The sequence below is a fragment of the Baekduia alba genome (assembly GCF_028416635.1).
Lineage (GTDB): Bacteria > Actinomycetota > Thermoleophilia > Solirubrobacterales > Solirubrobacteraceae > Baekduia > Baekduia alba.
In genome coordinates this window covers 2,182,075-2,196,001 of the sequence record NZ_CP114013.1, presented here as the reverse complement: position 1 = coordinate 2,196,001, position 13,927 = coordinate 2,182,075, and the positions used below count along the sequence as shown (strand labels likewise).

Sequence of the window (13,927 nt, the reverse complement as noted above, 5' to 3'; positions counted from 1 at the left end):
AACAGCGGGCGTCCGGGCGGCCTTGCGGGCAGAGCGCGCTGCCCGACCGGGCAGCGTTCAGCCGTCGGCCGGCGGCGCAACCACGTGGCCGACCTCGCCGCCGAGCTCCACGTCGGCGCGCTCGACCGGCCCGCCGCGCTCGCGCCGGCGCCCCGGCTCGATCAGCGTCGTCACCACGTACTCGATCGACACCTTGTACGGGCTGCCGATCGCGGTCCAGAAGTCCGCCCGCCCCTCCTCCTTGCCCTGCGCGACGCGCGTTGGCAGCGGGACCGGCGGGTCGCCGACCACCAGGTCGCCGGCCAGCAGCTCGGCCGGCAGCACCGGGTAGGCGAGCAGGATCGAGAGGACCTGGGACAGCAGCCGGTGCTCGTCGACCGGGCTCCGGGTCCACGCGGTGATCGCGTAGGAGCAGTCGAGCCGCAGCGCGCCCTGGACCATGAACGGCCGGCCCTCGGCGCCGGTGCGCTGCCAGGTGCGGTCGCGGCCGGCGGTCGCCTCGCGCACGTCGTACAAGAACAGGTTGAGCGCGGGCGACGCCCAGGTCGCGGCGCGGTCGCGCTCCGGGGCCTCGAACGTCACGGCGACCGGGCCGACGCCGACGCCGTCCAGCTCGCGCGTCAGCAGGACGCGCAGGACCTCGTCGAGGTCGGCGAGCGTGCGCTTGGGCGTGACGCCCACGCTCAGCGGCGACGGGCTGCCCTCCATGTCACCCGTCGTCGCCGCCGGCGCCGACACCGGCGAGCGCGGCGATCACGGGCGGGAGGGCGACCGGCGCGACCACGGGCGCCGCCGCCGCCGGCGCCGGCGCGGGCGCGGGCGCCGGCGCGACCGCGTAGGCCGGACCCGCCACCCTCCTGCCCGGCCCCGACCTCAGCCACGCCGTCGTCGCCGTGACGACCTCGTCGCGGAACGGGACGAGCAGCTCGTCGGGCAGCGTCGCGAACTCGTCGTCGGGCAGCTCCGCGCCGATGGCGGTGCCGAACCGTCGGATGCGCACCCGCAGGTTCTTGAACGTCGTGTGAGCCGCCGCGAGCTCGTCGAGGTCGGCGACCTCCTCCGGGACGGCGTCGCCGGCCGCGCGCACCTTGCCCGCCAGGCCTTCACGGTAGGTGCGCCACGCGTTGTTGGTGGCGAAGCTCGCCGCGGTGGGCGCGGTGTGGCCGAGGTCGCTGGCGAGGCGCCTGACCGCGGCCTGCACGCCGGCGCTGTCCTTGACGGTGCGGTGCAGCATGCCCTGGAGGTAGCGGTCGGTCGCGGTCGACAGCTTCCGCGCGTACTTGCGCTGGATCCTCGCCAGGTTGTTGTTCATCGCGGTGTGTGTGACCCTCTCGTAGACGCCGCTGACCGCCGGCGACACCTCGAGCACCTGGCCGAGCGCGCCCTCGACGGTGATCCCGGCCAGGTTGTGCGGGGCGGCGGTCAGCGCGGCGCGCAGCGCGTGCGCGAGCGGCGTCGGGTTGGTCGCGGTCACCCGCGCGCTGTTGCACGCCACGAGCCGCACGCTCATGCCCGCGGCGAAACCGGTCGCGACCAGGCGCGCCGCCAGCGTGGCCGCGTCGTACTCCTCGTCGCCGACGCCGCCCCAGATCTCTGTTCCGTTGCTGTGGCCGATGACGTAGTTGGTGGGGTCGGTCATCCTCAGCGCGCCGTCGCTGATGTAGCGCACGGTCTGGTGGTGCTGGGACTCCAGGAAGGCGGCGCCGACCTCGATCTCGGTCTGGTCGGCGATCGCGCGCGCCGAGTGGAGCGTCTCGGCGGGCTCGCCGACCTTGGCGATCGCGCGCGCCAGCGCGGCGTTGCCGGGCGCGCGCGGCCGGTCGTCCTCGGCGCGACGGCGCGCGACCGTCCCCGCCGGACTGGGCACCGTTCGACGCTCCTGCACAGCCAGCACGCGCCCAGCGTACCCACGCGCCGGCGTGCCGCAATGCCGATCGCGCCTCAGCGCCGATCTTCGCCCCTACCGGCACGGCGCTGCCCGTCTGGGCGACGCCGCGCCCGTTCGGGCAGCGGGCGGTGCCGGGCTACGGCGCCGGCCAGCGCGCGTCGAGGTCGGCCAGCCACGCCGCCGCGGAGGCGTCCGACGGCGCGCGCCAGTCGCCGCGCGGCGACAGCGAGCCGCCGGCCGCGACCTTCGGGCCGTTGGGCACCGCCGAGCGCTTGAACTGGGCGAAGGCGAAGAACCGCCGGCAGAAGACCTCCAGCCAGCGGCGGATCTCCGGCGCGTCGTAGGCGACGCGCTTGGCCTCTGGGAAGCCGGGCGGCCAGGCGCCCGCCGCGACGTCGCCCCACGCGTGCCAGGCCAGGAAGCCGATCTTCGACGGCCGGAAGCCGTAGCGCAGCACGTGGAAGAGCGTGAAGTCGTGCAGCGCGTAGGGCCCGATCTGCGACTCGGTGGACTGCAGCTGCTCGCCGGGCACGAGCTCCGGGCTGATCTCGGTCTCGAGGATCGCGCCGAGCGTCGTGCCGACCGCCTCCGCGAAGTGCCCGTTGCCGATCACCCAGCGGATCAAGTGCTGGATCAACGTCTTCGGCACGCCGTCGTTGACGTTGTAGTGGCTCATCTGGTCGCCGACCCCGTACGTCGACCAGCCCAGCGCCAGCTCGGACAGGTCACCGGTCCCCAGCACGATGCCGCCGCGCTGGTTGGCGATCCGGAACAGGTAGTCGGTGCGCAGGCCGGCCTGGACGTTCTCGAAGGTGACGTCGTAGACCGGCTCGCCGGCGGCGAACGGATGGCCGATCTCCTCCAGCATCAGCCGCGCGGTCGGCGTGATGTCCAGCTCGTGCTTGGTCACGCCGAGCGCGTCCATCAACGCGTGCGCGTTGGCCTTGGTCTCGTCGCTGGTCGCGAAGCCCGGCAGCGTGTAGGCCAGGATGTCGGTCCGCGGCCGGCCGGCCCGGTCCATCGCCTGGGCGGCGACGAGCAGCGCCTGGGTGGAGTCCAGCCCGCCCGAGACGCCGATGACGACCTTCGGCTCGCCGATCGCCGCCAGCCGCTGACGCAGGCCGGCGACCTGGATGTTGTAGGCCTCGTAGCAGTCCTGGGCGAGGCGCCGGGGGTCGGACGGCACGAACGGGAAGCGCTCGAGGTCCCGGCGCAGCCCGAGGTCCGCGTCGCTCGGCGGGTCGAGCGTGAAGGCGATCCGGCGGAACGCGTCGGTGCGCGCGGCGTGCGTCCGGCGGTTGTCGTCGAACGTCCCCGTCCGAGCGCGGTCCTGGCGCAACAGGTCGAGGTCGACGTCGGCGACCGTGCGGCGGCCGCCGTCCGGGAAGCGATCCCCCTCGGCGAGCAGGACGCCGTTCTCATACACCATCGTCTGACCGTCCCAGGACAGGTCGGTCGTCGACTCGCCCTCCCCCGCCGCCGCGTAGAGGTAGGCGGCCAGGCAGCGCGACGACGCCGCGCGGCAGTGCAGCTTGCGGTCCTCGGCCCGGCCGACCGTGATCGGGCTGCCCGAGAGGTTGAGCAGGATCGTCGCGCCGGCCAGCGCGGCCTCGGCGCTGGGCGGCACGGGCACCCACATGTCCTCGCACACCTCGGCGTGCACGACCAGGCCCGGGACGTCCTCGGCGGCGAACAGCAGGTCCGGGCCGAACGGCACGTCGACGCCGCCGACGCGGATCTCGCCGCGCTGGTCATCGCCCGCCGCCAGCTGGCGGCGCTCGTAGAACTCGCGGTAGGTCGGCAGGTAGGACTTGGGCGCGACGCCGAGCACGCGGCCGCGGTGGACCACGACCGCGCAGTTGTACACGCGGTTGCGATGGCGCAGCGGCGCGCCGACGACCAGCAGCGGCAGCAGGTCGGCCGTGCCGGCGACCACGGTCGCCAGGGCGTCCTCGACGCCGTCGAGCACGGCGTCCTGGAGCAGCAGGTCCTCGATCGAGTACCCGGACAGGAACAGCTCCGGCAGCACCGCGACCGCGACGCCCTCCTCGGAGCACGCGCGCGCCACGCGCAGGACCGTCTCGGCGTTGGCCGGCGGGTCGGCGATCGCGACGTGCGCGGTGCAGGCGGCCACCCGGGCGAAGCCGTGCGCGTAGACGGAGCGGAAGTCCATAGGCAGCAAGTCCTATCGGATCGCGCAGGCCCCTGACGGCCGCCGGGCCATGCGGGGCGCGCTCAGCGCATCGTGCGGAACGCCGCCCGGACCTCCTCGGCGAACAGCTCCGGCTGCTCGAGCGCGGCGAAGTGCCCGCCGCGATCGGGCTCGTTGCAGTAGCGGAGGTCGGGGAAGCGATGGCGGATCCAGCGCTCGCTCGCGGGCACGATCTCCTTGGGGAACAGCGAGGCGCCGGTCGGGACCGCGATCGTCCCGAGCTCACGCTCGGCGAACGACTCCCAGTACATGCGCGCCGACGTCGCGCCGGCGTTGGTCAGCCAGTACAACATCACGTTGTCGAGCAGGCGGTCGCGGGAGACGGCGTCCTCGGGATGGCCGTCGTTGTCGGTCCAGGCGTGGAACTTCTCGGCGATCCACGCGCACTGCGCGGCGGGCGAGTCCGCCAGGCCGTAGCCAAGCGTCTGCGGACGCGTGCGCTGCTGGCTCGCGTACGCGGAGCCCTTGTCGCGGTGCTCGGCGTAGCGCTGCAGCAGCGCTCGCTCCTGCGGGGTCGGCGGACCGGCAGCGTCGATCGCCTCGCGGCCGACGACGACCATGTTGAGGTGGATGCCGACGAGGTGCGCGCCGTCGACCTGCGCGAGGCGCGTCGTGACCATCGCGCCCCAGTCGCCGCCCTGGGCGCCGTAGCGCTCGTAGCCCAGGCGCGGCATCAGCTGCGCCCAGGCGCGGGCGGTCCGGTCCGCGCCCCAGCCGGCCTGCGGCGGCTGGCCGCTGAAGCCGAAGCCCGGCAGCGACGGGCAGACGACGTGGAAGGCGTCGGCCGGGTCGGGCGGATCGGCGAGCGCGTGGAGGACGTCGAGGAACTCGACGACCGAGCCCGGCCAGCCGTGGGTGACCAGCAGCGGCAGCGCGCCGGCGTGGGGCGAGCGCACGTGCAGGAAGTGGACGTCGAGGCCGTCGATCGCCGTCTGCGACGAGCCGGCGGCGTTGAGCTCGGCCTCGCAGCGGCGCCAGTCGTAGGTCGTCGCCCACGTCTCGCACAGCTCCTGTACGTAGGCCAGCGGGATGCCCTGCGACCAGTCGGGAACGTTCTCGCGCGCGGGCCAGCGGGTGCGGCCGAGCCGCGCGCGCAGGTCGTCGAGCTCGGCGTCGGGGATCTCGATGACGTAGGGCTCGATCGCGCTCACCCCCGCAGCTTCGCAAACCCGCCGCGCCCGGCCGCTCAGCGGCAACAGGCCAACGTCGGAACTCGTTTTTGGTTTGCGGCCCGCACGGGCACCCTGAGAACAGGGTCGATTGCGTCGCCGCCGACGACGTCGCCCCCCAACCGCAGTTCTCCAGGAAGACGTCTTGCCGCAACCGCGGCAGTGCGCCCGCCCAGGACGCCCGTCCCACTTCTTCCGCAGGGAGACCACCATGCAGCATCCTTCGCGCAGCGACGTCGACCGCCTGGTCCGGTTCGCGCGCCATCGTGACCCCGACCTCAGGCGCCAGCTCGTCGAGCGCTACATGCCGCTGGCGCGCTTCGCCGCCGGCCGCTACGCCAAGGGCTCCGAGCCGTTCGACGACCTGCTCCAGGTCGCGTCGATCGGCCTGCTCAAGGCCATCGATCGATTTGACCCGGAAAACGGTGCGGCGTTCAGCTCGTACGCGCTGCCGACCATGCAGGGCGAGCTGCGCCGCCACTTCCGCGACCGCAGCTGGGCGGTGCGACCGCCGCGCGACCTGCAGGACCACGCGCTGCTCGTCGAGCGCGTCGACAAGGAGCTGCGGGCGCGCTGGCGCCGCCCGGCGACCGTGGAGGAGATCGCCGACCACGCGAAGCTGACCGCGAGCAGCGTCCTGGAGGCCCGCGAGGCCCTCGGGGCGCGCCACGCGTCCTCGCTGTCGCAGGACGCCGACGAGGACGGGCTCGCCGCCCAGGTCGAGCGCCGGCACGGCATCGTCGACGCGGGCTTTGACCGCGTCGAGCACCGCGCGACGCTGGACGCGCTCACCCACCGCGCGCTGACGCGCCGTGAGCGGGAGATCGTGCGCCTGCGCTTCGACGAGGACCTCACGCAGTCCGAGATCGGCGCGATCGTCGGCCTCTCGCAGATGCACGTCTCACGCGTGCTGCGCGTCGCGGTCGACAAGCTGCGCCACGAGGCCGTCGCGGCCTCCGCGGTCGCCGCTTAGGCCCGCGAGGTGACACGCGGTGCGGTCTGCCTCTGACCGCACCGCGCCCCGGGAGCTATGCGCCGGCCACGCCCTCGCGGGCGGCCTGCGCGTTCTCCTGAGCCGTGTCCTTCAGCTCCGCGGCGTGCGCCTGGCCCTGCTCGCGCGCGGTGTCGGCGGCGGCCGAGGCGGCCTCGCCGGCCACGGCCTTGCCGTGCTCCAACGCCTCGGCCCCGGTGTCCTTGATCTGGTCCTTGACCTGATCGGCCAGCGGCCCGATCTTCTCGTCCTCGACCCTGGTCGACGGGATCAACATGCCGGCCAGGAAGCCGATCGCCACCGCGCCGACCGCGAGGCCGAGCGGGTTCTCCTGGGCGACGCCGACGGCCTGCTTGGCGCCGCCCTTGACGTCGTCGCCCGAGGGCGTGGCGCCGACGAGCTTGTCCTTGACCGCGCCGACCTTGTCGCCGGCGCGCGCCTTCACGTCGGTCTTGTAGCCGAGCGCGTCGACGGTGTCGCCCATGCGGTCGCGCGTGTCTTCGATGTCCCTGCGGATCATGTCCGGGTCTTGGCCCATTGCACGTCCTCCTTCACGGTCTCGACGGTCTGTGGGACAGGCGGGGTCGCCTGCTGGATCTTGTTCTTGCCCTGCAGCGCGAGGACGGCGGAGATGGCCGCCCAGAGCACGGTCACGATCAGCGCGGCCAGCCAGAAGGCCATCGCGGTGTCGAGCACCCCGATCAGCGTCGCGGTCAGCGCGCCGAGGGTCAGCAGCCCGCCGACGCCCGCGCCGCCGAGCATCCCCGCGCCCTTGCCCGCGCGCTTGCCCTGCTGCTCGAGCTCGGCGCGCGCCAGCGCCAGCTCCTGGCGGACGAGCGTCGACGTCTCCTCGGAGAGCTGCTTGAGCAGGTCGCCGATCGAGTTGTCGCGCAGCTCGGCGTGCTGGTCGGCCATCACAGCCCGTTGGGCGTGACGGCCGCGGGCCGATCGACACGCACGGGCGTGTGGACCGCGATCGTGTCGCCGGGCTCGGGCACACGCGGCAGCGCCGGCGCGCTGTCGCGGCTGGACGCGGCGCGATAGCGGTCGCCGCTGGAGGCCTTCAACAACCGCGAGGCGGCGAAGCCGAGCACGACGCCGCCGGCGACGACCGCCCACGGGTTCTTGCGTGCGGCGGCCTCGACGTCGTGCAGGATCGTGTCGGCGTCGGACTCGGTGAGCCAGCCGCCCGCCCGCTCGACGTGGTGCGCGGCCTGGTCGGCCAGCTTCGCCGGCCCGTCCTTGCCCTGCTCGCGCAGCTGGTCGCCGACCGCGCGCAGGTCGCTGCCCTGCTCGCTGACCTTGTGCCCGGCGTCGGTGGAACGCTGATCGATCTGCGTCCTCACTTGATCACGGGCCTGGCCCGCTGCCTGCTGGGCCTTGTCCTTGACCTGCTCGCCGGTCCCGGCGTCGGTCTGCGTCATGGGTCCTCCTCAGGATGTGGTGGAACTGCGATCGCGAGCTGGCTCCCCGGCGCCGACACCGGGGCAAACCAGAACTTCGGGAACTAGGCGTGGCTGTGCTGACGGCCGGCCGCGCGCAGGACGCTGGTGCGGTTCTTGTGGTCGCGCTCGTAGGCGCGCACGCGCTGGCCGCGCTCGTCGTCGCCCTCATCCAGGACGGCCTTGATCTCGGCGGCGGTCAGCTCGTCATAGCCCGGCCACGGCTCGTCGCCGCGCAGCTTGGCGATCCGCTCGGTGACGCCGGTGCGGTCCTGGTTCTTGCGCTCGTAGGCGTCGATCTTGGACAGGTCGATCTGCGACAGGCCGTCCAGGCGGCTGACGATCTCGGCGACCGTCAGATTGTCGTAGCCGTCGATCGCCAGGTCGTCCTCGGAGGCGACCATGCCCTTGACCTCGCCCTCGGCGCGGGCGACGCCCGGCACCTTGCGCGCCTGGCTCGCGGTGCGCTTGACGGCCTCGGCGGCACCGGTGCTGCCGAGGTCATAGGTGCCGTCGCCCTCGACGTCGGCGGCGACCACGGCGCCCGTCAGCTTCGGGATCTCGCGCAGGATCCGGGCGAGCATGCGCTCCTCGTCGGCGCGGATCGACGCGGCCAGCTCGGCCGTCTCGTCGTCGTCGACCGCGCGGGCCAGGCGCTCGAGCGCGGTGTAGGTCGCGATCTCCAGCGCCTCGGTGGCGCACGCGTCCTTGGCGTTCTTGAGGACCTTCTCCTCGCCGCCGGAGCCGCGCAGGAGATCCAGCGGCGTCTTGCCCAGCGCGAGCGCCTGGCCGATCACGCTCTCGGCCAGCGTGACCACGGCGCCCAACGGGCTGCCGCCGGCCCCGAGCTCGCGCAAGCGGCGCTGGACACGCTGAGCGTGGTCGCGCGTCTCGTCGAGGTGGGTCTCCAGCGCCGAGCGGTACGAGCCGCGCGGCGTCATCGCGATCTGCGACTGCAGCACGCGCACGAGCGCCTGCTCGCTCGCGTGCGCCTCGCCGAGGTACTGCACGACCTTCTGGGTCGAAGCATCCATGGTGGTTTCCGATCTTGGGAAGAGGGTGGTTCGCCGCGAGGTCCCCGGGGCGAGCGCCCCGGCAAACCTGCTCTACGGGACGGCGACGTCGGCGAGAGCCGCGCGGGCGGCCACGACGAACGGGGTCGGCGTGACGCCGAAGACGTCGATCAGCGCGTTGTCGTCGACGACGAGGTCGGCGTCCAGGCCCGCCATGAGCGGCGTGAGCAGCGCGCGGTCCTGGTCGGTCACCAGCGCCGCCGCGGCGCCTTCGAGCCGGCTGTTGGAGAACGGCAGGTCGAAGGTGCTGGCCGAGCCGCCCTGCAGCTCGGCGATCTGCTCGACCATCGCCTTGAACGTGAGCCGGTCGGGCCCGGCGATGTCGTAGCGGCCGGGCGCGACGTCCGCGGCGGCGGCCAGCGCGGCGACGACGTCGTCGATGGCGACGGGCTGGCAGAGGCGATCGCGCCAGGTCGGCAGCGCGAGGATCGGGAGGCGGTCGACGATCTGGGCCAGCGTGTCGAACGAGGCGCTGCCGCGGCCGACGATCATCGCGGCGCGCAGCGCGACGAGCTCGCCGCCGTAGCCGCGCAGGATGTCCTCGACCTCGTGGCGGGAGTCGAGGTGCTCGGAGTCGCCGCCCTGCGGGTCGACGCCGCCGAGGTAGACGAGCCGCCGCACGCCGCCGACGCGCGCCGCGTCGGCCATGTTGTGGGCGAGCTCGCGGTCGCGGGCGGCGAAGTCGTCGTCGCCGCCGGCCTCCATCGAGTGCACGAGGTAGTAGACGCAGTCGACGCCGTCCAGGAGCGCCGCGAGGCCATCGCGGTCGGCGAGGTCGCCGGTGACGACCTCGACGCCGGCGTCGGCGTCGAGGTCCTCATGGGCCCGGACGAGGGCGCGCAGCGGGCGGTCGTCGCGCAGCGCGCCGATCAGGTGGCGACCGACGAAGCCGGCGGCGCCCGTGATCAGGGTGAGGTGGGAAGGGGTCATCCCTCCGCTACGCGCAGCGCGACCGGCGGCGACCATCCGCGGCCCGGACGTGGCGCGCCGCCGGGGTCGCGCGCCTAGACCGGCGTGGCGGCGAAGACCATCCGCACGCGCGTCCCGCCGCCGGCGCGGGCCTCGACCTCGAAGCGCTCCGCCAGCGTCGCGGCCACCGGGAGCCCGAGGCCCATGCCCGGGCTGTCGGGACGGGGCTTCATCCCGCGTCCGTGGTCGCAGACCCGCACCTCGAAGCCGTCGCCGGGGTGGCGCTGGGCGACGACCTCGACGTCCCCGACCTCCGGCGCGTCGATGTAGGCGTGCAGCACCGCGTTGGTCACGACCTCCGAGACCGCCAGCGCGATCCCGTCGGGGTCGGCGGCGCCGTGCTCGCGCGCGTAGGCGACCACGACGTGTCGCGCGTCGGCGACGTGCTCGGGCGCTGCGCGGAAGGTGCGGACCAGCGGGGACACGGACATCTCTTGCTGTGCCCGCCGGCGGCGGTTCGTGAACGGGCGGCGCGGACGGGGCGCCGCGGAGGCGCTAGTCGCCGATCGCCGCGGCGACGTCGGGCACCAGCGGCAGGGTGATGTCGAAGGCGGTGATCCGGAAGACCTTCGCGCACGGGTCCGGCGGCCCCCGCGATGACGAACTCGTAGCCCTCGGCGCGGGCGCGGCGGTGCTCGGAGAGCAGGACGCGCAGCGCGGTCGAGTCGATGAACGTGAGGTCCGAGAAGTCGAGCACGACGATCATCGGCGGCTTGGGCAGGTCGGCGAGCAGCGCCTCGAGCTGGGGTCCCGTCGACAGGTCGAGCTCACCCTCCACGCTGACGACGTGGGCGCTGTCGTCGCTCGTGAGCGTGAGCGCGAAGTTGGGGTCGGGCGTCGAGGGCACGCGCCCATGATGAAGCACGATGGCGCGCGAGCGCTTGCTCGCGGACGCTGAATCCGCGACGCAGCGGGCACGGCGAGGGGAGACTCCACCTCACACCATGGATCTCCTCGCTCCCCTCAAGGCCTTCGACCGCCTCCAACGGCGCCATCGGATGCTCGCCGTGCCGATGGCGGTCATCAAGAAGTTCACCGACGACCAGGGCGGCAACCTGTCGGCGTTGATCGCCTACTACGGGTTCTTCTCGCTGTTCCCGTTGTTGTTGGTCTTCGTCACCGGGCTCGGGTTCGTGCTCGACGGCAACCCGAGCGCGCAGGACGCGGTCGTGCACTCGGCGCTGAAGGACATCCCGATCGTCGGCGACCAGATCAAGGCAGGGTCCTTGAGCGGGAGCCCGACCGCCCTGGCCATCGGCCTGATCGGCGCGATCCTCGCCGGGCTGGGCGTCACGCTCGCCGCCCAGACCGCCTTCCAGCGCGTGCACGGCGTCCCTCACCGCGAGCGGCCCGACTTCCTGCTCTCGCGGCTGCGCGGCCTCGGCCTGCTCGCGGTGCTGGGCACGCTGCAGATCGTCTCGACCGTCGCCTCCGGCCTGGTGACCGGCGGCGTCGGCGGCCCCCTGCTGGTCGTCGCGGGCATCGCCGTGTCGCTGGCGACCAACCTGGTGCTGTTCGTCGCCGTGTTCCGGCTGCTGACCGACGGCGACGTGGACAACCGCCATCTCTGGCCCGGCATCGTCTCGGCGACCGTCCTGTGGACCATCGTCCAGGCCGTCGGCGGGGCCTACATCGGCCACGTCGTCAAAGGTGCGGGCGCGACCTACGGGACGTTCGCCACCGTCATCGGCCTGCTGACCTGGATCTTCCTCGGGGCACGGATCGTCGTCTACTCCGCCGAGCTCAACAGCGTCCTCGCCGACCGCCTCTGGCCCCGCGGCCTCTTCGACCCGCTCGAGCCCGCCGACCGCCGCGCGCTGCGCCGCCTGGCGCTGATCGAGGAGCGCAGCGACGCCCAGCACGTGTCGGTCACGTTCGACGACGTCGTCTCCGACGACCAGCTCGCGCTGAGCACGCCGGACGGGCGCCCGGTCGACGGCTAGCCCCGCGCGCTTTGGCTCGGCGTGAGGCGTGCTTCACGGTGACGCTGCCGCACAGCGTCAGCGCCACCGCAAGCTCATGGGGTCGACCGGCGCTGCGGCACGAGGTGCCGCAGGTCGCTAGCCGCCCTTGACTGCGGTCTTGAGCTGCGACGCCGCCGAGAACTTCGGCGCGGTCGTCGCGGCGATCTGGATCGTCTCGCCGGTCTGCGGGTTGCGGCCCTGGCGGGCGGAGCGCTCGCTGGTCGAGAACTTGCCGAAGCCGGCCACGTTGACCTCGTCGCCGGCCGAGATGCGGCGGGCGATGACGTCGAACGTCTTCTCGATCGCGGCCTTCGCGTCGCCGTTGCTGAGGTCGGTCTCCTCGGCGACGAGGGTGGCCAGGTCGGACTTGTTCAAGGTGGACATCGCACTGATACTGCCAGCGACGCCGGACGTCTGCGTTCTGCGGCCCCTAACGATGGAAGGGCCGAGGGCGGTCTCCGGCGGTCGCTGGACGTCCGCTCAGCGCGTCCTGCGCACCAGCGACACGCTGCGCGTCTGGCTCTTGGCGCCGGCCGGGGCGAGCACGAAGCGCGCCTTCACGCGCTCGTGTCGGCGCAGTCGTGAGCGCGCCGCGGCCTTGAGCTTGACGACCAGGGTCTTGGAGCGGCCGGCCGGGATCGTGAACGTCGCCGACGCGTAGGTCGCGGCGCGGCGCGACCTGGCCGCGGCGATCACGACCTTCCCGGTGGCGCCGACCAGCAGGACGCGCCCGGCGCACGGGCCGGTCTTCGAGCAGCTCAGCGTGATGCGCACGTGGCTGGTCCCGTTGACCGTCAGCCTGGTGAACGGCTTGAAGGTGGGCACGTTGCCCTTCGACGGCCGCGCCGCCGGGATCGGCTTCGGGCCCACCCCGCCGCCCGGCGCCGGCGTCGCTCCCGGCCCCGCCGGCACGCCGGGCGGCGCGTCGGCCAGCGGATCGAGCAGGATCCGTGCGACGAACCCGTTGGTCGCCGTGTCGCGGGTGCCGCCCGCGACCACCAGGCGCCCGCCGACGATCGCCGCGCCCGACAGGCGGGTGGTCTGGCTCGTCCCGCCGGTGTGCGCGAGCTGGAGGCGCACGACGCCGCCGCTGCCGAACGTCGGGTCCAGCGTCCCGTCGGTCCGGACGCGCAGGACGATGCCCTCGGCCTCGGACAGCGTGTTGGAGGCCGAGCCGACGAGCAGCACCTTGCCGTCGGGCTGGACCAGGACGTCGGACACGTCGGAGCCCCGGTACGTGTCGGTGCCGGTGGCCAGCTGGAAGCGCTTGACGCCGTTGGTGCCGAAGGTGGTGTCGGGCTCGCCGCTGGGCGTGAAGCGCGCCAGCGTCATGGCGAAGTTGCCCTGGGCGTCCTCCGCCCGGCCGGCCACGTAGATCGCGCCCAGCGGGCCGGTCGCCAGGTCGCTGCCCTGCGAGTCCGTGCCGCCGGCGTCGGCCGCCTGGACCACGGTGTTGCCCGGCCGCGTGCCGAAGGACGGGTCGGGCTGACCGTTCAAGGTCGAGAACCGCGCGAGGAACATCGCCTGGCGGCCGTCCGTCCACAGCGTCGTCCCGGCCATCAGGAGCTTGTTGTCGGACCCGACGATCATCGGCCCGCCGTAGGTCCCGGTGTCGCTCGAGCTCAGCGAGAAGGTCCCGGTGTATGTCCCGCCGACGCCGAAGCCGGTCACGACCGATCCCTGCGGGTTGAACTTGGTCAGCGCGAGCTTGCGGTTGGCGCCTGTCATCGGCGTACCTTCCAGGAGCCCGCTGACGTAGACGCTGCCGTCCGGCCCCGCCTGCGCGTCCGCGGTGTTGATGTAGGCGGGCGGCGTGATGCCGTCCTTGGTCGCGAGGCCGCCGCTGCCGAAGTCCACGTCGGGCGTGCCGTTGTCGAGCAGCTCGAACGCGCTGTGGTCGAGACGGTCGCCCGCGCGGATCCGGTAGTCGCCGAAGCCCACGCGCCCCGTCGGCGTCAGGAAGAGCGAGTCGGCGAACGAGAACGGCCGGTTGGCGCCGGAGCCCTCCCCCGTCTGCACGACGGCGCTGCCGCCGGTGCCGAACGACGGGTCCAGCGCGCCGTTGCCGTCCAGCCGCGCGACGAGCGCGGCCTCCTTGCCGTTGGCGTCCGACGTGCTGCCCGCGACCAGGATGCGCCCCGCCCCGCCGGCGATCAGGGAGCTCACGCTCGTCGTCAGCGGGTTGGCGCGCGCGAACGACAGCGTGACCGGACCGCCGC

General features: G+C 73.4%; 15 protein-coding genes and 1 pseudogene. 3 read left to right on the top strand and 13 right to left on the bottom strand.

Features of this window, described 5'->3' with window-relative positions:
• Nucleotides 1–57 precede the first annotated feature (57 nt).
• From DSM104299_RS10985 to DSM104299_RS10970, 4 genes are all read right to left on the bottom strand, one after another.
• Nucleotides 58–708: a Pvc16 family protein gene (locus DSM104299_RS10985; RefSeq protein ID WP_272477348.1), complete on the bottom strand. Its 651-nt coding sequence runs from the start codon at nucleotides 706–708 to the stop codon at nucleotides 58–60.
• A gap of 1 nt (nucleotide 709) precedes the next feature.
• Complete coding sequence (locus tag DSM104299_RS10980; protein ID WP_272477347.1) at nucleotides 710–1,867, bottom strand: hypothetical protein; 1,158 nt, start codon at nucleotides 1,865–1,867, stop codon at nucleotides 710–712.
• 157 nt (nucleotides 1,868–2,024) lie between these two features.
• Nucleotides 2,025–4,061 (bottom strand): NAD(+) synthase, encoded by a 2,037-nt coding sequence (locus DSM104299_RS10975; protein WP_272477346.1) that lies wholly within the window; start codon nucleotides 4,059–4,061, stop codon nucleotides 2,025–2,027.
• 62 nt (nucleotides 4,062–4,123) lie between these two features.
• Nucleotides 4,124–5,242 carry an epoxide hydrolase family protein gene (locus DSM104299_RS10970; protein WP_349294558.1) on the bottom strand — a complete coding sequence of 373 codons (1,119 nt, stop codon included), beginning with the start codon at nucleotides 5,240–5,242 and terminating at the stop codon, nucleotides 4,124–4,126.
• Nucleotides 5,243–5,480: 238 nt separating this feature from the next.
• On the opposite strand from DSM104299_RS10970, the gene DSM104299_RS10965 reads away from it, so the two are divergent.
• Entirely contained in the window at nucleotides 5,481–6,242 is a 762-nt protein-coding gene (locus DSM104299_RS10965; RefSeq protein ID WP_272477344.1) for a sigma-70 family RNA polymerase sigma factor, read from the top strand.
• A gap of 55 nt (nucleotides 6,243–6,297) precedes the next feature.
• On the opposite strand, the gene DSM104299_RS10960 is transcribed toward DSM104299_RS10965, so the two are convergent.
• The 7 genes and pseudogenes from DSM104299_RS10960 to DSM104299_RS29385 form a co-directional block, all read right to left on the bottom strand.
• Entirely contained in the window at nucleotides 6,298–6,798 is a 501-nt protein-coding gene (locus DSM104299_RS10960; RefSeq protein WP_272477343.1) for a DUF3618 domain-containing protein, read from the bottom strand.
• On the bottom strand, nucleotides 6,777–7,175 hold the full coding sequence (locus DSM104299_RS10955) for a phage holin family protein (protein ID WP_272477342.1): 399 nt from the start codon (nucleotides 7,173–7,175) through the stop codon (nucleotides 6,777–6,779). The genes DSM104299_RS10960 and DSM104299_RS10955 overlap by 22 nt, the downstream gene beginning before the upstream one ends.
• A complete protein-coding gene (locus tag DSM104299_RS10950) occupies nucleotides 7,175–7,684 on the bottom strand; it encodes a hypothetical protein (protein ID WP_272477341.1) in 510 nt (169 codons plus the stop codon). Before DSM104299_RS10950 ends, DSM104299_RS10955 begins: the two co-directional genes overlap by 1 nt.
• Before the next feature lie 83 nt (nucleotides 7,685–7,767).
• Nucleotides 7,768–8,736 carry a DUF892 family protein gene (locus DSM104299_RS10945; protein WP_272477340.1) on the bottom strand — a complete coding sequence of 323 codons (969 nt, stop codon included), beginning with the start codon at nucleotides 8,734–8,736 and terminating at the stop codon, nucleotides 7,768–7,770.
• Between the two features lie 72 nt (nucleotides 8,737–8,808).
• On the bottom strand, nucleotides 8,809–9,705 hold the full coding sequence (locus DSM104299_RS10940; protein WP_272477339.1) for an NAD(P)H-binding protein: 897 nt from the start codon (nucleotides 9,703–9,705) through the stop codon (nucleotides 8,809–8,811).
• Nucleotides 9,706–9,779: 74 nt separating this feature from the next.
• A pseudogene (locus DSM104299_RS10935) lies at nucleotides 9,780–10,136 on the bottom strand (ATP-binding protein); the annotation flags it as partial.
• Complete coding sequence (locus DSM104299_RS29385; protein ID WP_349294557.1) at nucleotides 10,034–10,504, bottom strand: STAS domain-containing protein; 471 nt, start codon at nucleotides 10,502–10,504, stop codon at nucleotides 10,034–10,036. The pseudogene DSM104299_RS10935 and the gene DSM104299_RS29385, both read right to left, overlap by 103 nt.
• Here DSM104299_RS29385 and DSM104299_RS10930 point away from each other — a divergent pair.
• Nucleotides 10,419–10,601, top strand: a complete 183-nt coding sequence (locus DSM104299_RS10930) for a hypothetical protein (protein ID WP_272477337.1) — start codon at nucleotides 10,419–10,421, stop codon at nucleotides 10,599–10,601. The two genes, DSM104299_RS29385 and DSM104299_RS10930, sit on opposite strands and share 86 nt — an antisense overlap.
• An 87-nt stretch (nucleotides 10,602–10,688) precedes the next feature.
• Entirely contained in the window at nucleotides 10,689–11,687 is a 999-nt protein-coding gene (locus tag DSM104299_RS10925; protein ID WP_272477336.1) for a YihY/virulence factor BrkB family protein, read from the top strand.
• A 117-nt stretch (nucleotides 11,688–11,804) separates the two neighbouring features.
• On the opposite strand, the gene DSM104299_RS10920 is transcribed toward DSM104299_RS10925, so the two are convergent.
• Nucleotides 11,805–12,092 (bottom strand): HU family DNA-binding protein, encoded by a 288-nt coding sequence (locus DSM104299_RS10920; protein WP_272477335.1) that lies wholly within the window; start codon nucleotides 12,090–12,092, stop codon nucleotides 11,805–11,807.
• A gap of 96 nt (nucleotides 12,093–12,188) precedes the next feature.
• The gene (locus tag DSM104299_RS10915; protein WP_272477334.1) at nucleotides 12,189–13,874 is read right to left on the bottom strand and encodes a hypothetical protein; all 1,686 of its coding nucleotides are present in this window, start codon (nucleotides 13,872–13,874) and stop codon (nucleotides 12,189–12,191) included.
• Between the last annotated feature and the right edge of the window lie 53 nt (nucleotides 13,875–13,927).